17 protein-coding genes are annotated in these 19,366 nt (G+C 71.7%); 5 read left to right on the forward strand and 12 right to left on the reverse strand.

Translation table 11 applies throughout. The features are described from left to right. Nucleotides 1–180 precede the first annotated feature (180 nt). Nucleotides 181–1,170: a methyltransferase gene (locus tag DMB42_RS10215; protein WP_185844571.1), complete on the forward strand. Its 990-nt coding sequence runs from the start codon at nucleotides 181–183 to the stop codon at nucleotides 1,168–1,170. 70 nt (nucleotides 1,171–1,240) lie between these two features. On the opposite strand, the gene DMB42_RS10220 is transcribed toward DMB42_RS10215, so the two are convergent. The 4 genes from DMB42_RS10220 to hpaD all read right to left on the reverse strand — a co-directional run bounded on the left by DMB42_RS10220 (nucleotide 1,241) and on the right by hpaD (nucleotide 4,155). Beyond that, entirely contained in the window at nucleotides 1,241–1,828 is a 588-nt protein-coding gene (locus DMB42_RS10220; RefSeq protein ID WP_125633049.1) for a TetR/AcrR family transcriptional regulator, read from the reverse strand. Between the two features lie 70 nt (nucleotides 1,829–1,898). Further along, complete coding sequence (locus tag DMB42_RS10225; protein ID WP_260477602.1) at nucleotides 1,899–2,564, reverse strand: GntR family transcriptional regulator; 666 nt, start codon at nucleotides 2,562–2,564, stop codon at nucleotides 1,899–1,901. Then, on the reverse strand, nucleotides 2,561–3,280 hold the full coding sequence (locus DMB42_RS10230; RefSeq protein ID WP_260477603.1) for an alpha/beta hydrolase: 720 nt from the start codon (nucleotides 3,278–3,280) through the stop codon (nucleotides 2,561–2,563). Before DMB42_RS10230 ends, DMB42_RS10225 begins: the two co-directional genes overlap by 4 nt. Before the next feature lie 14 nt (nucleotides 3,281–3,294). Next, the gene (gene hpaD / locus DMB42_RS10235) at nucleotides 3,295–4,155 is read right to left on the reverse strand and encodes a 3,4-dihydroxyphenylacetate 2,3-dioxygenase (RefSeq protein WP_125633053.1); all 861 of its coding nucleotides are present in this window, start codon (nucleotides 4,153–4,155) and stop codon (nucleotides 3,295–3,297) included. Between the two features lie 162 nt (nucleotides 4,156–4,317). Here hpaD and DMB42_RS10240 point away from each other — a divergent pair, with 162 nt between their 5' ends. The 4 genes from DMB42_RS10240 to DMB42_RS10255 all read left to right on the forward strand — a co-directional run bounded on the left by DMB42_RS10240 (nucleotide 4,318) and on the right by DMB42_RS10255 (nucleotide 9,496). Next, nucleotides 4,318–5,742, forward strand: a complete 1,425-nt coding sequence (locus tag DMB42_RS10240; RefSeq protein WP_125633055.1) for a fumarylacetoacetate hydrolase family protein — start codon at nucleotides 4,318–4,320, stop codon at nucleotides 5,740–5,742. Next, complete coding sequence (dapA, locus tag DMB42_RS10245; RefSeq protein WP_125633057.1) at nucleotides 5,739–6,650, forward strand: 4-hydroxy-tetrahydrodipicolinate synthase; 912 nt, start codon at nucleotides 5,739–5,741, stop codon at nucleotides 6,648–6,650. The genes DMB42_RS10240 and dapA overlap by 4 nt, the downstream gene beginning before the upstream one ends. After that, entirely contained in the window at nucleotides 6,650–8,116 is a 1,467-nt protein-coding gene (gene hpaE, locus DMB42_RS10250) for a 5-carboxymethyl-2-hydroxymuconate semialdehyde dehydrogenase (RefSeq protein ID WP_125633059.1), read from the forward strand. Before dapA ends, hpaE begins: the two co-directional genes overlap by 1 nt. 120 nt (nucleotides 8,117–8,236) lie before the next feature. Further along, a complete protein-coding gene (locus DMB42_RS10255; RefSeq protein WP_125633061.1) occupies nucleotides 8,237–9,496 on the forward strand; it encodes a lamin tail domain-containing protein in 1,260 nt (419 codons plus the stop codon). 84 nt (nucleotides 9,497–9,580) lie between these two features. Here DMB42_RS10255 and DMB42_RS10260 read toward each other — a convergent pair whose 3' ends face one another. From DMB42_RS10260 to DMB42_RS10295, 8 genes are all read right to left on the reverse strand, one after another. Continuing rightward, nucleotides 9,581–12,340, reverse strand: a complete 2,760-nt coding sequence (locus tag DMB42_RS10260; protein ID WP_125633063.1) for a DUF5682 family protein — start codon at nucleotides 12,338–12,340, stop codon at nucleotides 9,581–9,583. Then, nucleotides 12,337–13,449 (reverse strand): AAA family ATPase, encoded by a 1,113-nt coding sequence (locus DMB42_RS10265; protein WP_125633065.1) that lies wholly within the window; start codon nucleotides 13,447–13,449, stop codon nucleotides 12,337–12,339. Before DMB42_RS10265 ends, DMB42_RS10260 begins: the two co-directional genes overlap by 4 nt. 14 nt (nucleotides 13,450–13,463) lie before the next feature. Further along, nucleotides 13,464–14,765, reverse strand: coding sequence for a VWA domain-containing protein (locus tag DMB42_RS10270; RefSeq protein WP_125633067.1), 1,302 nt, complete (start codon nucleotides 14,763–14,765; stop codon nucleotides 13,464–13,466). Further along, nucleotides 14,762–16,165 (reverse strand): hypothetical protein, encoded by a 1,404-nt coding sequence (locus tag DMB42_RS10275; protein WP_125633069.1) that lies wholly within the window; start codon nucleotides 16,163–16,165, stop codon nucleotides 14,762–14,764. Before DMB42_RS10275 ends, DMB42_RS10270 begins: the two co-directional genes overlap by 4 nt. Further along, entirely contained in the window at nucleotides 16,165–16,656 is a 492-nt protein-coding gene (locus tag DMB42_RS10280) for a hypothetical protein (protein ID WP_125633071.1), read from the reverse strand. Before DMB42_RS10280 ends, DMB42_RS10275 begins: the two co-directional genes overlap by 1 nt. A 164-nt stretch (nucleotides 16,657–16,820) precedes the next feature. Further along, nucleotides 16,821–17,231, reverse strand: a complete 411-nt coding sequence (locus DMB42_RS10285; protein WP_125633073.1) for a cupin domain-containing protein — start codon at nucleotides 17,229–17,231, stop codon at nucleotides 16,821–16,823. A 16-nt stretch (nucleotides 17,232–17,247) separates the two neighbouring features. Next, nucleotides 17,248–18,063 (reverse strand): phosphoenolpyruvate hydrolase family protein, encoded by an 816-nt coding sequence (locus tag DMB42_RS10290; protein ID WP_125633075.1) that lies wholly within the window; start codon nucleotides 18,061–18,063, stop codon nucleotides 17,248–17,250. Continuing rightward, on the reverse strand, nucleotides 18,063–19,286 hold the full coding sequence (locus tag DMB42_RS10295) for a Tm-1-like ATP-binding domain-containing protein (RefSeq protein ID WP_125633077.1): 1,224 nt from the start codon (nucleotides 19,284–19,286) through the stop codon (nucleotides 18,063–18,065). The genes DMB42_RS10290 and DMB42_RS10295 overlap by 1 nt, the downstream gene beginning before the upstream one ends. Nucleotides 19,287–19,366 lie beyond the last annotated feature (80 nt).

Raw genomic sequence — 19,366 nt, forward strand, 5'->3', positions numbered from 1 at the left:
CTCGAAGCGGGGCACGCAAACCCACACTGAGCTGCCGAAAAGCCATGTTCGAGCCAGATAGTTCTACAAAGGTTGACAGACGGTCCCTCCACTGTCAACGGTTATTCCACGTTCGTAGACAGAGGGTCTATGGTGAACGTCTACATTCGTAGACAATACAGAAAGGGCAGGGCCTTGACCATGTCCACGCCTTCCCCCACGCCGGATCCGATCGTCGCCATCGCCACCGGTTACATGGGCGCCAAGCAGCTCTTCGCGGCCAGCCGCATCGGACTGTTCGCGGCGCTCGCGGACGGCGCGCGCAGCGCCGGGGAGATCGCGACGGCCACCGGCGTCACCCCCCGCATGGCCCGCATCCTGGCCGACAGCATGGCCGGGCTCGGCCTGCTGACCAGGACCGACGGCCGGTACGCCCTCGGCGCCGACGCGGCCGGCTATCTGGCCGGGCAGAAGTCGTCCGAGCTCGACCTCGGCCCGTTCCTCACCTTCCTCAACGAGATCAGCTACGGCCACTGGCTGCAGTTCGACAAGACCGTGGACACCACCGAGCCGGGCGTCCTGGACACCTCGGGCAACCGGTGGGGCACGTTCATGGCCGGGGTCATGACGTACAACAGCCTGCACGCCAGGATGCTGGGCGGCGCGTTCGACTTCTCCGGATTCCGCAACCTGCTGGACTTGGGCGGCCTGTCCAGCGCCTTCGCCTTCGAGGCCCTGCGCGCCAACCCCGCGCTGCGCGCCACCTTCGTGTACGACCCGACGTTCGCCGACTCGATCGCCGAGCAGGTCGCCCAGGCCGGGTTCGCCGACCGGGCCGAGGTGACCGGCGCCCCGACCGACACGGCGACGCCGTCCGGCCCGTACGACCTGGTCATGGTCAACCATGTCATCCACCGCTTCGACGTCGAGCAGAACCGGGCCATCCTGCGCAACTCCCGCGCGGCGGCGGCTCCGGGGGCGCGGCTGCTGCTGCTCGACTTCTTCCTCGACGACGACGCCGAGCAGCGGGCCATCGACGCGCTGCACGCCGGGGAGTACCTGGTGATCGACGGGACGGTCGTCTACGAGGAGTATGAGGTGCGCGGCTGGCTCGACGAGGCCGCCTGGAAGCCGGTGGACAAGCTGGCCCTGCCGGGCAGCCCGCGGGTCATCGTGGCCGAAGCGGTCTGAGCACGCGCCGGCCCGCGCCGCGGACGCGCGACGCAGGCCGGAACGAGCGGGGTCAGGGCCAGGGCTGGGCTCAGGGCCGGGCGATGCGGTCGAAGAACGACTGCAGGTGCCGCTTCTGCAGCTCGACCGTGGAGAACTGCGGGCCGACCAGGCTCATCACGTTGGCGCCCGCGTTGAGCAACACGAGCTCGTCCACGAGCTGCTCGTCGGGGATCGAGGTGCGGATCTCGCCGTCGGCGCGGCCCTCCTCGATCAGCCGGTGGAGCATGCCGCGCCAGGCGCGCAGGTGCTCCAGGTACTTGTCGTACAGCTTGGGGTTGGTCAGCGAGGTCTGCCAGAAGATCAGCAGCACCCGGCCGGCGGTGATGCGCTCCTCGTCGATCGGCATCGCCGCCTCGCACATCTCGCGCAGCGCGCCCAGCCCGCGGCGGCCGTCGAGCTTGACGTAGCTGGTCACGATGGCCAGGGCGCGCTCGTACGTCGCCTCGATGATGTCTTCCTTGCCGGGGAAGTAGTGCTTGAGCGCGCCGTTGGCGAAGCCCGCCGCGTTCGCGATCTCGCGCATGGTGGCCGCCTCGATGCCCCCCTTCGTGATCAGGTCCCACGTGACGTCGATGATGTCGCTGCGACGCTGGTCGTGGTCAATGATCTTGGGCATGCGGCACCCCTTCGTACGGCGTTTCGTCTACCAGTGTAGGACAAAATGCCGGGAGGGCATGACCCGATTGTTAGCCGCGGGTGACCCGGACGTCATAGAGGGCGCCGGCGGTGTTGGTCTTGTGCGCGCACGCGACCCGTTCGATCTCCGCGGGGTCGGCGCCCGCGGCGATGAGGTCGAGCAGGTGCTCGTGCTCCTCCACCGAACGGCGGGCCCTTCCCGGCAGGTAGCCGAACACCGAGCGCCGCATGTGGTCGAGCCTGGTCCATTCGGCCTCCAGCAGGAAGTTCAGGTGCTCGTCGTCGCAGTGCTCGTAGACGGAGAAGTGGAAGGCCCGGTTCAGCGCGGTGAACGCGGCGGGGTCGAACGAGTCCAGCGCCTCGAACAGCCGTGCGTTGATCTCGCGGGAACGAGCCACGTCCGCCGGGCCCATGCGCGGGGCCGCGATGGCGGCCGCGTACCCCTCCAGACGGGCCAGCACCTCCAGGGTGTGGCGCACCTGCGCCGCGTCGAAGATCGCGACGCGGGCGCCGACGTTGCGCACCACCTCCACCAGCCCGTCGGACTGGAGACGGCGCAGCGCCTCGCGCAGGGGGATCGTGCTCACGCCGATCTCCCGCGCGAGGCGGTCCATGACGAGCTGGTAGCCGGGGCCGTAGGTGCCGTCCAGGATGCGCGAACGCAGGATCTCGTAGCTGAGCTCCGCCTTCGACGCGACTCCTCCTGTGCTCGTCACGTGGCGAGCGCCTTGGCGACCGCGTCGCGGAACGCCTGACCGGCCAGCGCGCCGCGGTGATCACCCGGGACGGTGACCAGCCGGGCGACGTGCGCGGGCGCGACGACGTTCTCGATGCCGGAGGTCATCATGTCCTCCGCGCCCGCCACGAACACCGGCGGCGTGCGCCCGGCCCATCCCTTGGGCTCGAACGGCGTGGCGCGCAGGCCCTCGACCAGCCTCACCAGCCCGGCGGCCCGCTCGGGCACCCCGCCGGAGGCGCCCGCGATCATCGCCGCGATCATGCCGGTCATCGGGTCGCCCGGCTCGCCGCCCGCGACCGCCGCGCGCAGCGCCGCCACGTCCAGCGCGGCGAACGGCTCGAACGGGCTCAGCCCGCCCAGCACGACCGCCCGCACCCGGTCGGGCGCCAGCTCCGGCAACTCCCAGGCCAGCCGGGCGCCGAGCGAGTACCCCACCACGTCGACCGGCCCGTCGCCGGCCAGGGCGAGCAGCGCCGCGGCGACCGCGGGCGCGCCCGCCGCCTCGGCCGGAACCGGGCTCCCGCCGTGACCGGGCAGGTCGGGTACGACGACCACGCGCCCGGCCGCGGCCAGTTCCGCCGCGATCCCGGTGTCCACCCAGTCCTGCCGCCCGCTGGAGGCGAACCCGTGCAGCAGCAGCACGGGTGGCGCCCCGGTGGGCCGGTCGGGCGTGAACGTCTGAACGGCCGTCATGTCTGCCGAATCCTTCATGTCGTGTGGAACGCGGGCACGGGGAAGTCGACGACCACCTGACCGGTGCCGCTACTGCCGAAGTAGGGACAGAGCTGCTCGCCCCGCCCGTTGTACGCGCGCCAGCCCAGCAGCCCGAAGAGCATGGCGGTGTCGGCCATCGCCCCCTCGCCGGTGCAGCGCTCGTTGTAGTCGGGCAACATGTCGAGGAACTCCGGGATGCGGCCTTCGCCCCACATCTCCAGCACCGCGTGGTCGACGTTGCGGTTCAGCTCGCTGCTCACGTCGTCGAGCAGGGACTCGGCGATCTCGTTGGGCGGGAAGGCGTGCGAGAGCGACCCGCTGGCCAGGAAGGCCACCTTCCTGTCGCTGCGGAGCACGGCACGCAGCAGGGCCTCGCCGATCCGCCGGTTCTCCTCGACGGTCGAGTAGATGTTGCAGCCGATGGGCAGGACCCGGACGCCGGCGTCCTGGTTCATGAAGTACATCGGCACCAGCGTGGCGTACTCCAGGCCCAGGTCCTGGTAGGTGTGCACGCGGGCCTTCTGGCCGCCCGCGACGATCTCCTCGCGGATCAGCTCGGCCAGCTCGGGATCGCCCGCGTAGTCGTAGGCGAGGTCGTGGATGAAGTGCGGCAGCTCATGGCTGACGTACGTGGCCTGGTGGCGCGGCTTGCCGTTGAGGTGGAAGCCGATGCTGTTCATCCAATGGGTGTCGGCGATCAGGAACGTGTCCGCGCCGAGCTCCCGCGCCCGCCTGCCGACCTCGGTCAGGGCGAGCTCCGCGGGGCGGCGGATGCCGAAGTGTTTGCCGGGCTGGATCGACAGCCAGATCGACGGCACGTGCGTGATCTTGGCGGCGAGCACGATCTCGCCCATCACGCCACTCCCCGGCCTGCTTGGGCGGTCTGAACCATCATCCGCACTCTCCTCTCCACTGATGGCGTGATGAGCATCATGTAGGCATCTGAGGGGGTTTGTCGATATTGTTCCACATGCCATAACATAAATGATGTCGTATATGATTTGGAAGGAGACGAGGTGGGACACCCTCTTGGCCTGTCGCCGGGGAAGATCATCGCGGTCCATCTGAACTACCGCAGCCGGGCCGCCGAACGCGGCAGAACCCCGGCCGTCCCCTCCTATTTCCTCAAGCCGCCGACGTCCCTGTCGTGGTCGGGCCGGCCCGTCGTACGGCCGGACGGGTGCGAGTTGCTGGCGTTCGAGGGCGAGATCGGCATCCTCGTCGGCAGCCGCGCCCATCGTGTCTCCCCCGAGCGCGCGCTGGAGCACGTGGCCGGGTACGTGGCGGCCGACGACTTCGGGGTCTACGACTTCAAGCACGCCGACCTCGGCTCCAACCTGCGGGCCAAGGGCCAGGACGGGTTCACCCCGGTCGGCTCGGAACTGCTCACGGACGCCGATCCGGGGCGGTTGTGGTTGCGCACGTACGTCAACGGGGAACTCGCCCAGGAGGCGTGCACGGACGAGTTGCTGTTCGGCTTCGACCTGCTGATCGCCGACCTGTCCCGGTACATGACGCTGGAGCCCGGCGACCTGATCCTGGCCGGCACCCCAGCCGGCTCGACCGTCGTACGGCCCGGGGACGTGGTGGAGGTCGAATTGGAAGGCACCGCCCGGCTGCGCAACGAGGTCGTCGCCGAGCAGGACCCGCCCGCGGCGTACGGCGTCCGGCCCAAGGTCACCCACGCGACCAGGGCCGCCGCGTACGGCTCCGCGCACCCCGCGCCCGGCCCCCTGACCCCGGAGATCACCGCGGCGCTACGGTCGGTCTCGACCGCGACGATCTCCTCCCAGCTCCGCGCCCGCGGCATCGACCACCACTTCATCGAGGGCGTCCGCCCCGCCCGCCCCGACCTGCGCATGGTCGGCGTCGCCCGCACCCTGCGCTACCTGCCGCTGCGCGAGGACGTCTTCGCCGAGATCGGCGGCGGCATGAACGCCCAGAAGCGCACCGTCGAGGAGATCCGGCCGGGCGAGGTGCTGGTCATCTCCGCCCGGGGCGAGCACGGCGCGGGCACGCTGGGCGACATCCTGGCCATGCGCGCCCTGCGCCGCGGCGCGGCCGGCGTCGTCACCGACGGCGGGCTGCGCGACAGCCCCTCCTTCGCCACGCTCGACCTGCCCTCCTACTACGGCACCGCGCACGCCGCCGTGCTCGGCCGCCGCCACGTGCCGATGGACTCCCAGGTGCCGGTGGACTGCGGCGGCGTGCTGGTGTGCCCCGGCGACGTGCTGGTGGGCGACGCCGAGGGCGTCGTCGTGATCCCGCCCGCGCTGGTCGCCGAGGACCCCGGGGCCGCCGCCCGCCAGGAGGACGAGGAGCGCTTCATCCTCGATCGCGTCTCCGAGGGAGCCTCGATCGACGGCCTCTACCCGCTGAAGGGCGCCTGGCGCGAGGCGTACGAGCAGCAGCGCCGACCCCCCGAAAAGGAGAACCCATGAAGTTCCGCTCCGATCCGTCGACCATCCGCGGATCCATCGCACCCGTGGTGACGCCGTTCGCCGCCGACGGGTCGCTGGATCTCGACTCGCTGCGCTCGCTGGTGCGCTGGCAACTCGGCCAGGGCTCGCACGGCATCTCCACCGGCGGCTCCACCGGCGAGCCCGGCGCGCAGTCCGTCGAGGAGCGTGTCGCGGCGATGGCCGTGGTGGCCGAGGAGACCGCCGACCGGGTGCCGTTCCTGCCCGGCACCGGCTCGGCCAAGCTCGACGAGACCCTGCGGCTGACCGCCGAGGCCGAGCGCCTGGGCGCCGACGCCGCCCTGGTCATCACGCCCTACTACGCCCGTCCCACCCAGGAAGCCCTCTACCGCTGGTACGCCACGGTCGCCGCCGAGTTCCCCGCGCTGCCGATCGTCATCTACAACGTGCCCTCCCGCACCGCCGTCGACATCGCCCCCGCGACCGTGGCCAGGCTGCGCCGCGACCACGACAACATCGTCGGCATCAAGGAGACCACCAAGGACTTCGAGCACTTCTCTCACGTGCTCAACCTGTGCGGCCGCGACTTCCTCATGTGGTCCGGCATCGAACTGCTCTGCCTGCCCCTGCTGGCCATCGGCGGCGTCGGTTTCGTCAGCGCCGCGGCCAACCTGGCGCCGCGGACCGTGGCCCGCATGTACGAGGCGTACACGGCGGGCGACCACGAGACCGCGCTGGAGCTGCACTACTCGCTGCACCCGCTGGTCGAGCTGCTGTTCGTGGAGACGAACCCGGCCCCGGCCAAGTGGGTGCTGGAGCAGCGCGGCCTGATCGCCTCCGGCCACGTACGAGCCCCCCTGATCACCCCCACCGAGCCCGGCATCGCCCGGATCAACGAACTACTGGCACAGAGCGAGGGAGTCGCCTGATGAAACTGGAGCACTACATCGGCGGCCGGCACGTGCCGAGCCAGTCCGGTGCGACCTTCACGGCGCTCGATCCCACCACGAACGAGCCGTACCTGGAGGTGGCCGCGGGCGGCGCGGCCGACGTGGACGCGGCCGTGGCCGCGGCCCAGAAGGCGTTCACCGACGGGCCGTGGAGCACGATGCCCGCCGAGCAGCGCGCCGGGACCCTGCGCGCCGTCGCGGCGGCCATCGAGTCGAGGGACGACGAGATCGCCGCGCTGGAGTGCCGCGACACCGGCCTGCCGATCACCCAGGCCCGCGGCCAGGCGCGGCGGGCCGCGCACAACTTCCGTTTCTTCGCCGACGTCATCACCACGATGGGCGAGGACGTCTACCGCGTCGGCACCGCCCAGCTCAACTACGTCGTGCGCAAGCCGGTCGGGGTGGCCGGGCTGATCACGCCGTGGAACACGCCGTTCATGCTGGAGACCTGGAAGCTGGCCCCCGCGCTGGCGGCCGGCTGCCCGGTGGTGCTCAAGCCCGCCGAGTGGTCGCCCGCGTCGGCGAGCCTGCTGCCGGAGATCATGGAGGAGGCCGGGCTGCCGACCGGCGTGTTCAACCTGGTCCACGGCATCGGCGAGGACGCGGGCGCGGCACTGGTCGCCCACCCCGACGTCCCGGTGATCTCCTTCACCGGCGAGAGCGGCACCGGCCAGACCATCATGCGCAACGCCGCGTCGTCGCTGAAGACGTTGTCGATGGAGCTGGGCGGCAAGTCGCCGCTGCTCGTCTTCGAGGACGCCGACCTGGAACGGGCGCTCGACGCGGCGGTGTTCGGCGTCTTCTCGCTCAACGGCGAACGCTGCACGGCCAGCTCGCGCGTGCTCGTGCAGGACACGGTCTACGAGGAGTTCGTGGCCCGGCTGGCCGAGCGCGCCGCGCGCGTACGGGTCGGCGCGCCCGGCGACCCCGCCACGGAACTGGGCGCGCTCATCCACCCCGAGCACTACGAGCGTGTCATGGAGTACGTCGCGATCGGCTCGGGCGAGGGGGCCCGCCTGGTCGCCGGCGGTTCCCGGCCCGAGCACCTGACGTCGGGCAACTTCCTGGCCGCGACGGTGTTCGCCGACGTGACGCCGCACATGCGGATCTTCCAGGAGGAGATCTTCGGACCGGTCGTCTGCGTGACGCCCTTCTCCACCGAGACGGAGGCGGTGGAGCTGGCCAACGCGACCCGGTACGGCCTGGCGGCGTACCTGTGGACCAACGACCTGCGGCGTACGCATCGGCTGGCCCAGTCGATCGAGGCGGGCATGCTCTGGGTCAACTCCCAGAACGTGCGCGACCTGCGCACGCCGTTCGGCGGGGTCAAGGCCAGCGGCGTGGGCCGAGAGGGCGGCCGGCACAGCATCGACGTCTACACCGAGTCGCACATCGTGCACCTGGCCACCGAGGACCTGCCGATCCCCCGGTTCGGAGCCGCCTGATCCGGGCCGTTCCCTGCCGGGCCGGTCCCCGGCCCGGCAGGCCGTAGACGCTGAGAAGTGCGTGGAGTTACGCTCCGGTGGCCGATATGGCAGTGATGGCCACTCTTGGGGGGGAACCCAATGAGCTACACACTTTTACGCGGCAGCTTCGTGATCCGTTACCCGGATCTTCCCCGTCAGGGCCCCGAGCCCGACGGCGACACGATCAAGTTCAGACCCGACTCGCCCGCGCTGGTCGAGACGCTGGCCCGTCCCTCCGGACGGCCCCCGGACCTCAGCGCGCGCGGCATCTCCGTCCGCCTGGAGGCCATCGACGCGCTGGAGACCCACTTCCAGGACACCCACCAGGAGCTCACCGGCGCGAACGCGGCGCGGGACGAGCTGCTGCGCCTGCTCGGCTTCACCGGCGTGCAGTTCTTCGACGACCTGCCCAACAAGGTCCGGTCGGCCGACCAGGACGAGCTGCGCGGGCACGTGCTCAGCAACGGCATCGACGCCAACGGCCGGCTGATCGGCTTCGCGTTCACCGGCGAGCACCCAGGGCCCGACGGCCTGGCCGTGTTCCTCGACGAGGCGCTGGTGGACACCTCCGCGAACGCGCGGCTGCTGGCCGCCGGGCTGACGTACCCGGCCTTCTACGCCACGCTGCCCGCGACGCTGCGCACGCATCTGGCCGGGGTGTCGCGTACGGCCAGGACGAAGGCCTCGCCCACCGGCATCTGGCCGCGTTCGGCCGCCGATCCCGGCGGGCCCGCCGAGGTGGCCTCGCTGGAGGCCCTCACCGGGCTCGTCATGTGGCCGAAGTTGTTCCGCAGGCTGGTGCCGTACCTGGCGACGGGCGCGAGCGACCTCGACGGCTTCGACGCCTGGCTCCGGGCCGACCCCGTCAACCGGGACGACGCCGTGTTCCTGCTGGACAAGCTCGAACACGGCAACCTGCACGACGTGATCCGCGCCTCCGGCACCCGGATCCAGCTCACGGCCTGGCCCGAGGACTTCGTCATCAGCCCCGACCCGGCGCCGCCCGGCGCGCCCGTGGACCCGCGTCCGGTCTCCGCCGGGGACGTGCTGATCGTGGCGGCGCTGCCGGGCGCGGCGGGCGCCGACCGGGGACACGAGAACGTCACCCTCCTCAACGTCACCGGCCGGCCGGTCGACCTGGCCGGATGGGCGCTGGCCGACTCGCGGGGCGGGCGCACCGAGCTGACCGGGTCGCTCGCCGCCGGAGGCGTCCTTCAGGTCGTGCCCGGCGGGCGGCTGCAACTCGGCAACCAGGGCGACACCATCCTCCTCGTGAACGCCAAGGGCGTCACGATCGACCAGGTCACCTACAAACCCGACCACGTCCACCCCGGCCGCACCATCTGCTTCGGCCGCTGACCCTCGCCCGCCGCCCCCGCGCCCCGGCCCTGGGACTTCGCGGGCGCCGGAGGTGGTCCGGCGCCCGCGAGCGGCCGCCCGGTCTCAGGACAGCAGCGCCGCCAGGGCGAGGGTGGTGTCGGGGTGGTGGGTCAGCAGGGCGGCGGCCTCCGGGTGCTCCGGTCCGGCGCCGGCGGCCACCGGCCGCCAGCCGCCCTCGCAGCCCAGCAGCCCGGCCGCCGCGTCACAGGCCGCCGGATGCCCGGCCAGCAGCTCGGCGACCGGGCCGGACGCGGCGGGCGCGACCGCCTTGGACGCGGGCGGCGCCGCCGTACGGGCCCACGGCGGCGTCCAGGCGTCCACCGCCGTCAGGCTGCCGGGGAACGTACGACCGGCCTCCCGTACGAGGACCGGCATCAGCTCCCCCGCCTGGTCCCGCAGCGTCGTGATCAGCTTCGGCAACCACGGCAGCAACACCTGGTCCGGCAGCCGTCCGAACGCCTTGGAGATCACCTCCACCACGAACCCGGACAACGCCGGAGCCGGCTCCATCGCCTGCACGAACCCGGTGATGTACTGCGGGAACGACGGGATGACCAGCGGGTTGGCCAGCAGTTCGTCGCACCGCGACCGCAGCTCGGCCAGCGGCAGCAACCCCAGCAGGTGCTGGGCCGCCCACAACAGCGCCACCTTGGCCGGCGACTCCGGATGCGACTGCCGCACCGCGATCTCGAGCTGGGCCCGGTCGCACCCGAGCGCCAGCGCCAGCCCCTCCATCGTGAACAGGAACCCGAGCATGGCCGACACCTGCCGCACCCCGGTCTCGTCCTCGACGAACGCGGTCGGGAGCAGGGTGCAGTAGTGGGCGTAGCCCTCGGTCACGAACGCCTCGCACCACGCGGGCAGCACGGGCTCGGCGGTGCGGTAGTAGGACAGCAGGCGGCGGATGCGGCGCAGCACGTCCGGGGCGTCGTCGACGCTTCGCTCGGCCGCCAGCAGCTCCACCGCCCGCGCGCCCAGCTCGTCGGCGATGCGCCCGCCGCCCAGGAAGAGGATGGCGTCCTCGACGGCGGCCAGCGCGACGGCGGCGGTGGCGTCCGGCTCCCACACCTTGCGCCGCAACCGCTGTTCGAGCACCTGCTCGATGGTGACGCCCTCGTAGCCGAGCTCGATGATGGCCCGCTGGTTGCGGCCGATCGCCAGGTCCCAGCTCTCCTGGATCGGCCGTTCGCCGAGCCTGCGCTCGCCCATGATCGGCCGTGCCGCGTCGCCGGGCAGCAGGTAGCGCAGCATCCACAGCAGGTCGGAGCAGGGCAGCAGCTCGGGGTCGGAGTGCAGGTCGAGCAGCGCCCGCTGGAGCGTGCGCCGGTCCAGGTCGACGCCGAGCGGCCGGAGCCGGTCGTAGACGTTCTGGGCCAGCGGGGGCAGCGCGTCGTAGCCGACCGAGCCGATGCGGTCGCCGCCGAGCAGGATCTCGCACAGGCGGCGCACGTCGCGCCGGCCCGGCACGACGTCCTTCTCGATGCACGTGACCGCCGCGTCCTGGAAGTCGTACGGCGTGGGCCTGGTCCGGTTGCGCATGCCGGCGAGCAGGATCGACGTCTCGAACACCGCGATGGCGTCGGCGGTGCTGGCGAGATAGCCGTTGCGGCGGGCCAGCCGGACGATGTCCACGCTCCAGCCCAGCAGCCCGGCCTCGTCGAGCGCGTCGAGCTTGGGCGGGCTGGACAGGAACCCGGTCAGCCGGTCGGCGAGCTGCGCCGGCGCGGCGGGCGCGGACAGCTTGACCGCCCGTTTCCTGGTGCCCTTCTGCCCGCTGAGCTGGAACGGGGTGAGCTTGCTCCGCGTCACGGCCTTGGCCCAGGTCGCGGCGGCGATCGACACCGACCCGGAGGCCAGCCCGAACTGCGCCTCGATGGCCGAGTGGCTGGACGGGATCAGCCCGTACAACCACCGGGTCCCGGTGCGGGGGCCGATCTCGTACGGGGCGGTGGCGGCCAGGCCGAACTGCTCGACGCGGCTGGCGGCGTGGAAGGCGCCGCAGACGTAGAGGCAGTCGGCCGGGTCGGCGCCCGAGGCGGCCAGGTGCTCGCGCATCCTGGTCCACATGTAGCGCTCGCGCTCCTCGTCGACGGCCAGCCGGTCGTCCTCGGGGCGCAGCCGGCGGAACAGGCTGCCGATGAGGACCATGACCTGGCGGTAGGTGTCGTAGTCGGCGCCGGACAGCGGCTGCTCGACGTACTGGTCCCACCATTCCGACCAGTGACGGACCTTGCCGTGGTGGAGCAGGTGCTCCTCCAGCTCGGCGAAGCGGGGGCGCAGGTCGCCGATCTCCACGCCGACGGCGTCGCCGTGCAGGCCGGCCTCCTCCCCCGGTTTCGCCGGCTCCTTCTCCTGCTCTCGCGGCAGCCATTGGAAGACGTGGTCCGACGAGCGGTCGACCAGCACCAGCTCGACGTCCGGGGTCTCCAGCGCGTACGAGATGGCCTGGTACTCGGCCGACGCCTCGGTGATCGGGGCCACCACGCTCAGCGGCCCCGAACCCTTGGGGAAGCCGTCCAGCTCGGTCGCGAACGCCTGGAGCGCCACCGGCAGCCGGCAGTTGCGCAGCTCGGTCAGCAGCGGCGCCAGGTCCTCGCAGAGCTCCAGGTAGATGACCTTCGGCTGCTTCTCCCGCAGGCGGCGCACCATGGCCAGCGCCGAGGCCGGCGAGTGGTGGCAGACCGGGAAGATCTCCAGCTCCTCGCGCAGCGCCCGGTCGACGTCCTCGACCAGCCCGGTGAGGATGGACGACACCGCGCCGTCGCCCACGAAGGCCGCGGCGGCCTCGCTGAGCTGGTCCTTCAGCGGTTGGAAGAGGCTCATGACAGGGTGGAGATGGCCTGGCGGCCGCCCTCGAGGAAGTCCTGCCACGGGCCGCCGTCCTTCTTGCTGCGCGGTTCGACGACGCCGTGCCAGTACTTGTTCAGGATGGCCAGGTCCTCGGGGCTGCGCCGGGCCAGCGAGCCGACGAGCGAGCCCGCGAGCGTGTCGGGCCGCAGCGTGCGGTCGCCGAAGAAGTGGCTGTGCAGGATCGCGTCCTCCAGCACGCCGATCTGCTCGGCCGTGGACAACGCGGACTCCAGCTTCTCGTCGTCGCTGGTCGCCGAGGCGGCGGCGGCCCGCAGGTCGGCGAAGCTCTGCAGCAGGATGTCCAGCAGCGTGGGCGGCAGGTCCAGCTCGATCTGGTGCCTGCGCAGCAGCTCCTCGGTACGGAACCGGACGATCTCCGCCTCGCTCTTCTTGTTCGTCACCACCGGGATGCGGACGAAGTTGAACCGCCGCTTGAGCGCGGAGGACAGGTCGTTGACGCCCCGGTCGCGGCTGTTGGCGGTGGCGATGATCGAGAAGCCGGGCTGGGCGAAGACGATGTTGTCGTCGTCGAGCTCGGGGATGGAGACGTACTTCTCCGACAGGATCGAGATCAGGGCGTCCTGGACGTCGCTGGTCGAGCGGGTCAGCTCCTCGAAGCGGCCGATCACGCCCTGCTCCATCGCGTTCATGATGGGCGAGGGGATCATGGACTCGCGCGACTGGCCCTTGGCGATGACCATCGAGACGTTCCACGAGTACTTGATGTGGTCCTCGGTGGTGCCGGCGGTGCCCTGCACGACCAGCGTGGAGTTGCGGCTGATCGCCGCGGACAGCAGCTCGGCCAGCCAGCTCTTGCCCGTGCCCGGGTCGCCGATCAGCAGCAGGCCGCGGTCGGAGGCCAGGGTCACGATGCTGCGCTCGACGAAGCTGCGGTCGCCGAACCACTTCTGCGGGATCTCGCGGTCGAGCCCGTCGGAACGCTCGGAGCCGAGGACGAAGATGCGGATCATGCGCGGGCTGAGCCGCCACGAGAACGGCTTGGGCCCGTCGTCGACCGACTCCAGCCAGTCGAGCTCCTCGGCGTACTTCACCTCTGCGGGGGCGCGGAGCATGTCACTCATGGTCGGGGGTTCTCCTAGGTGAGGAAGTTCTTGAGCTCGAAGACGAGCTTGCGGACATGGCCGGAGAGCACGGGGGTGCCCAGGTCCTTGAGTTTCTGCCGGTACCACGGGTCGACGCTCTGGTAGCCGGAGCTGTTGACCGAGCCGACGGGGATGAACTTGACGCCCGACCGGTGGATCGACTCGAAGTCGGTGATCAGCGAGCGGTTGTCGTAGAAGTCGGAGATCCACACCATCACGGTGTTGCGCGGATCGGCGATCTTCGGTCTGGCCAGGGCCATCGCGGCCGTGCCGTCGGTGCCGCCGCCCAGCGTCGTACGCAGCAGCACCTCGAACGGGTCGTTCACCCACGGCGTCAGGTCGAGCGCGCGGGTGTCGTACGCGACGAGGTGCACGTCGACCTTGGGCAGGCCGGCGAAGATCGAGGCCAGGATGGTGCAGTTGACCATCGCGTCCACCATCGAGCCCGACTGGTCGACGACCACGATCAGCCGCGCCGGGGTGGTACGCCGGGCCGTCTGGCGGTAGTAGAGCCGGTCGACGTAGAGCCGCTGGTCCTCGGGGCTCCAGTTGGTGAGGTTCTTCCAGATCGTGCGCTCGATGTCGAGGTTGCGGAAGACCCGCTTCGGCGGCACCGACCTGTCGATGACGCCCACGCTCGTCTTCTCCACCTGCGTGCGCAGCACCTCGGCGACCTCGTCCACGAACCTGCGGATGAGCGCCTTGGCGTTGGCCAGCGCGACGCCCGACAGGTTGGACTTGTCGCGCAGCAGCTGCTCGATGAGCGACATGCTGGGCGTGAGCTGCTTGGCCAGGGCCGGGTCGGCCAGCACCTCGCGCAGGCGCATGCGCTTGACGAGGTCGCCCTCGATCATGGCGAGCACGGCGGCCAGTTCCTCGTTGCCCGGCCCGTGCTTCAGGCCGCCGGGCTCGCAGCCCATGCCCTTCTCGAACCAGCCCGCGTCCTGCTTCCAGCGGGCCAGATCGCCCGCCGTGACGTTGCCCGTGCCGGTGGAGAAGACGTTCAGCAGCAGCTTGGAGACCAGCGCGGCGCGGCGCACCTCGCCGCCCTCCTCGTGCTCCTTCTCCGCCATCAGGTCCTGCAGCTCGGCGCCCAGCTCAGGGAAGCGCTGGACCAGCGTGTCCACCGACACGCCGGGGTCGAGCAGCGCGGGCGGCAGGTCGAGGTGGCCGACGATGCCCATGCTGGCGGTCTCCAGCGCGGGCTGCTCGTCGGCCGAGAACAGCCGCGACATGAGCCGCCAGTACAACACTTGGCGCCGGGTCTCGTCGGCGCTCGTGGTCGGGTCGCTCATTTGCGCAGCAGCCGTCCCGCTCGTTCGCGCAGCACGGCGACGACGTCACCGGCCTTGGCCTCGGCCTTGACGACCTTGGGGTCGGTCGGGCCGGTCGCCCAGTCGCCGTTGTGCGCGGTGACCGGCTTCTTCTTGACCGTCGCCTGTACGGCGAGCGGTTGCAGCAGCCACCTGCCGCCGTCCCAGCGCACCAGCCCGATGCAGGCCGAGGACGCCGCCACCAGCTCCGGCGTGAGCGGGCAGCTCGACGGGAGCCGGTCGAGGTCGAGGGCGAGCCGGTGGCCGCCCAGGTCGAGGCCCTCGCCGTCGACCTTGTATCCCTCGATCAGCACCGGCTCGGCGATGCGCACGGGGTGGCGGTCGAGCGGCGGCGTGGCGGCGGCCGTCGCGCCCGCGAGCTGGACCCGCGCGGTCGTGAACGGGTCGGCCTCGGCGCCCGTACGGGCCCGGTCGTCGTGCCACAGCAGGTCGCCGCCGGGCAGCAGCGGCATGCCGTCGATCTCCACGGACCGGTGTCCGGCCAGCGCGCCCATCAGCACGGGATGACCGCCCAGCAGCCGCCACACCGACGGCCCGGCGATCGTGTCGACCTTGGCCGCCGCGACGCTGGTACGCACCAGCCGGGTCTGCCCGCCGGCCTCCTCCAGGACGCCGTGCACCTGCACCCGTACGACGGTGGCGTGCTCGTGCACGTCGGCGCCGAGGATCAGCAGCCGTCCCGACACCGGTTCGGGCGCGCCGTGCCAGGTGCCGGACTGGGCGAGCAGCAGCGCCCGCGTCCACAGGTCGGCCCACCGCCTGGCGGGCAGCCTGTCCATGGCCGCCACCGGGGCCGAGGCACGCAGCTCGGCGGCCAGCCCGTCGAGCAGGACGGCGAGCCCGCGCAGCCGCGGCACCGCGAGCAGCGCCTCGATCGCCTGGTCGGCGCCGGAGACGAGATCGTGGTCGACACCGCGCCAGCCGGTGATGGCCAGCTCCCGCAACCAGACCCGGCACCCCGCGAGCAGGTTCGCCGGCACCTCGTCGCCGGCGCCCTCCCCCGGCTCCCCGGCCGGGGAGGCGGGCCAGGCGGCGCGGGTGCGGCCCACGGCCTGGTCGAGGCGGGCGAGCAGGGCGTCGTGCACCGCGCCGAACAGCGCGGCCCGCCCGCCGGCCAGCGCCGCGAGGTGCTCGTCGGCGACCGACCCGGCGGTCACCTTCTCCACCGCCTCGCCCAGCCGGTCACCGAGCGGGGAGGCGCCGAGCGCGCCCGCCAGCGCGGCCAGCGCCGCCGCCGGCTCCTCCGCGATCCTGGCGAACCCGTGGCCGAGCGCCTCGTCGAACCCCGCCGCGAGCGCGAGCGCCTCCCGCCGCCCGGCCGGCCCGTCCCCCACCAGCTCTGCGAGCTGTACGTCGAGCATCACCGCACCTCCCCCATCGCCGGGAACCAGTGCAGCTCGGCCAGGGGCTCGACGCTGTCGGGCACCTCCAGGTAGGCCAGATGGCGCAGGAACCGGCTGAACACCACGGCCGCCGGGGTGCGCTGCGGGCTGCCGTTCAGCGCGCTCATCAGGTGGCCGCCCTCGGGCACCTCCACGCGCAGGTAGCGGGCCACCCGGTCGAGGCCGTACTGCAGCACGGCCTCGTCGGCCAGCAGGCGAAGGTGTTTGCAGGCGTAGCCGTGCAGCGCGCCGCACGGGCGGTTGTTGTTGGTGCTGCAACTCAGGTCGTGGGTGCCGGCGGTGATCGAGGAGACGTAGACCCGCTCGATGTCGGACCCGCTCGACACGACCCCCTGCAACCGGCCGTCAGCCAGCTCGACGAAGGGCACCTTCGCCAGCTTGCGCGGCTGGACCGGCGGCACCACCCGTACGACGCTGCGCTGTTCCCACGCGGTTTCGTCCGCGTCCAAGATCTCGACCTCCAGTCCGACGGCATGCTCACGCCGACAGCCACTTCCGAATGGGCTTGATCAACAGACCCGGAAATCTACCGGAGGCCACTGACAGAGCGGGCTGGAACGATCATCTCGGGCGAACCGCCCGCATCAGCGCCGATCGACGACGCGACCGTCGATCAAAGAGACGCCGTCCAGGCCGGGTGTGCGCCGGGGGCGAGCTCCACGAAGCCGGGCAGCTCGCGCAGGGCGAGCTCGGCCCCGCCCGGCGTGTACGTCGCGATGATCCGCAGCGGCCGCCACCCGGTGTTGAACGTCGAGTGCAGCGTGCCCTTGGGGATGTAGATCGCCTCACCGGCCCTGACCGGGAACTCCGGATCGTCGCCGACGGTCTGCCGTCCCTCGCCCTCGATGACGTAGAGGACCTCGTCGGAGTCCGGGTGCAGGTGGCGTTCGTGGCCCTTGGTGGGGTTGATGATCACCTCGCCGAACGTGGAGGAGGCGCCGGGCACGGCGTCGGGCGTCACGTGCCACTTGATGGCCCCCCAGTCGAAGACCATGGTGGGCAGGGCGTCCGGTCGTCGGTGCATGGCGGGTTCCTCCCGGTCAGAGCTGCTTGAAGGCACGTACCTGGTCGGCGATGGCACGCTCCGCGGGCAGGCGTTCCATCGAGGACGCGCCGAAGAACCCGGCGATGCCGGCCGTTCTTTCCTGGATGAGGCGTACGTCGTCGGGTTCGGCGATGGGGCCGCCGTGGCACAACACGATGATGTCGGGGTTCACGGCGACGGCCGCGTCGCGCATCTCCTGGATCCGTACGGCCGCCTCGTCGAGGCTGATCGCGGTGACGGCGCCGATGCTGCCCTTGGTGGTCAGGCCCATGTGCGGGACGAGGATGTCGGCGCCCGCCCGCGCCATGGGCGTGGCCTGCTCGGGGGTGAACACGTAAGGGGCGGTCAGCAGCTCGCGCTCGGCGGCCAGCCTGATCATCTCGACCTCCAGGTCGAAGCCCATGCCGGTCTCCTCCAGGTTCGCCCGGAAGACGCCGTCGATCAGGCCGACCGTCGGGAAGTTCTGGACGCCGGTGAACCCGATGTCCTTCAGCTCGTCGAGAAAGCGCGGCATCAGCCGGAACGGGTCGGTGCCGCACACCCCGGCCAGCACGGGTGTGTCCTTGACGACCGGCAGCACCTCGCCGGCCATCTCCACGACGATGGCGTTGGCGTCGCCGTACGGCATCAGGCCCGCCAGCGAGCCGCGACCGGCCATCCGGAACCGCCCGGAGTTGTAGATGATGAGCAGGTCGACCCCGCCCGCCTCGGCGGATTTGGCCGACAGCCCGGTGCCCGCGCCGCCGCCGATGATGAGCCGGCCCGCCTCCCGTTCGGCGCGCAGCCGCCGCAGTGCCTCGTCCCGATGCATCAGGCCCCCTTCTGGATCAGCCGGTGCAGCCGGGCGGCGGCGGCCACGGCGAACGTCGTGTCGTTGATGTCCTGGTCGCTCTCCACCACCTCGACGGGGCTGCCCGCGACGGCGGCGAGCACCGCGTCGAAGCAGGCCGCGTCGGCCTCGGGGTCGTGGAACGGGCCGCCCTCGACGTCGACGGCCGACACGCCGCCGCGCGGCACGAACAGCGTGACCGGCCCCGACGCGCGGGCCAGCCGCTCGCCGATCGCCCGCCCGATCTCGGCGTTCTCGGCGGGGGTGGTGCGCATGAGCGTCACGGTCGGGTTGTGCACGAGCAGCCGCCGTGACCTGAACCGTTCGGGGACGGTCTCCATCGGGCCGAAGTTGACCATGTCCACCGCGCCCAGGCTGACGACCTGCGGGATTCCGGCGTTCCCGGCGGCGGTCAGGCGGTCGGGGCCGGCCGACAACACGCCGCCCACGAGTTCGTCGGCCAGCTCGGTGGTGGTCAGGTCGAGCACCCCGGCGAAGTGGCCGCCCGCGGCCAGCGCCTCCATGGCGCGTCCGCCCGAGCCGGTGGCGCGGAAGACCAGCACCTCGTAGCCCAGGGACTCCAGCCGGGCCCGCGCGGCGTCCACGGCCGGCGTGGTGACGCCGAACATCGTGGCCGCGACCAGCGGTTTGTCCTCGCCGGCCGGCTCGGCGCGGGCGTCGTACGAGGCGGCCATCGCGCTGATCGCGGCGGCGGCGTTGGACAGGATGCGACGGGAGACGGAGTTGACGCCGGCGACGTCGACGACGCTGTACATGAGCGTCACGTCGCTCTCCCCGACGTAGGCGGAGACGTCGCCGCTGACCATGGTCGAGACCAGCAGCTTGGGCAGGCCGACGGGCAGCGCCCGCATGACCGCGGCGGCGATGGAGGAGCCGCCGCTGCCGCCGAGCGCGAGCACGCCGCTCAGGCCGCCGCGGGCGTGCAGGTCCCTGGCGATCGCGGTGGCCCCGGCCGCCATCGCGGCCAGCGCCGCGCCGCGGTCGCCCGCGCTCCTGAGCCGGTCGAGGTCGGTGCCAGCAGCCCGCGCGACGGCCTCGGCCGGGACGTCGGCGGCCAGCGCGGAGGAGCCCATCACGCCGGTGTCCATGAGGACGACGTCCTGCCCGGCCCGGGTGATCAGGTCGCGGACGAGGGTGTACTCCGCCCCCTTCGTGTCGAGGGTGCCCAGCAGCAGTACCGCCATGTCAGACCTCCTGGGATCGGCCTCTCGACCCTACCCCGGCGATCATCGCGCGAACCGGTATCCCACGCGCCCGGCTTCCT

The sequence above is a fragment of the Nonomuraea sp. WAC 01424 genome, assembly GCF_003947315.1.
Classification (GTDB): Bacteria; Actinomycetota; Actinomycetes; order Streptosporangiales; family Streptosporangiaceae; genus Nonomuraea; species Nonomuraea spiralis.

What these genes read in the sequence shown, in the direction of transcription:
- DMB42_RS10215 (WP_185844571.1), top strand. Translation starts at nt 181, where the DNA reads ATGTCCACGCCTTCCCCCACGCCGGATCCGATCGTCGCCATCGCCACC.
- DMB42_RS10220 (WP_125633049.1), bottom strand. Translation starts at nt 1,828, where the DNA reads ATGCCCAAGATCATTGACCACGACCAGCGTCGCAGCGACATCATCGAC.
- DMB42_RS10230 (WP_260477603.1), bottom strand. Translation starts at nt 3,280, where the DNA reads ATGACGGCCGTTCAGACGTTCACGCCCGACCGGCCCACCGGGGCGCCA.
- hpaD (WP_125633053.1), bottom strand. Translation starts at nt 4,155, where the DNA reads ATGGGCGAGATCGTGCTCGCCGCCAAGATCACGCACGTGCCGTCGATC.
- dapA (WP_125633057.1), top strand. Translation starts at nt 5,739, where the DNA reads ATGAAGTTCCGCTCCGATCCGTCGACCATCCGCGGATCCATCGCACCC.
- hpaE (WP_125633059.1), top strand. Translation starts at nt 6,650, where the DNA reads ATGAAACTGGAGCACTACATCGGCGGCCGGCACGTGCCGAGCCAGTCC.
- DMB42_RS10255 (WP_125633061.1), top strand. Translation starts at nt 8,237, where the DNA reads ATGAGCTACACACTTTTACGCGGCAGCTTCGTGATCCGTTACCCGGAT.
- DMB42_RS10260 (WP_125633063.1), bottom strand. Translation starts at nt 12,340, where the DNA reads ATGAGCCTCTTCCAACCGCTGAAGGACCAGCTCAGCGAGGCCGCCGCG.
- DMB42_RS10265 (WP_125633065.1), bottom strand. Translation starts at nt 13,449, where the DNA reads ATGAGTGACATGCTCCGCGCCCCCGCAGAGGTGAAGTACGCCGAGGAG.
- DMB42_RS10270 (WP_125633067.1), bottom strand. Translation starts at nt 14,765, where the DNA reads ATGAGCGACCCGACCACGAGCGCCGACGAGACCCGGCGCCAAGTGTTG.
- DMB42_RS10275 (WP_125633069.1), bottom strand. Translation starts at nt 16,165, where the DNA reads ATGCTCGACGTACAGCTCGCAGAGCTGGTGGGGGACGGGCCGGCCGGG.
- DMB42_RS10285 (WP_125633073.1), bottom strand. Translation starts at nt 17,231, where the DNA reads ATGCACCGACGACCGGACGCCCTGCCCACCATGGTCTTCGACTGGGGG.
- DMB42_RS10290 (WP_125633075.1), bottom strand. Translation starts at nt 18,063, where the DNA reads ATGCATCGGGACGAGGCACTGCGGCGGCTGCGCGCCGAACGGGAGGCG.
- DMB42_RS10295 (WP_125633077.1), bottom strand. Translation starts at nt 19,286, where the DNA reads ATGGCGGTACTGCTGCTGGGCACCCTCGACACGAAGGGGGCGGAGTAC.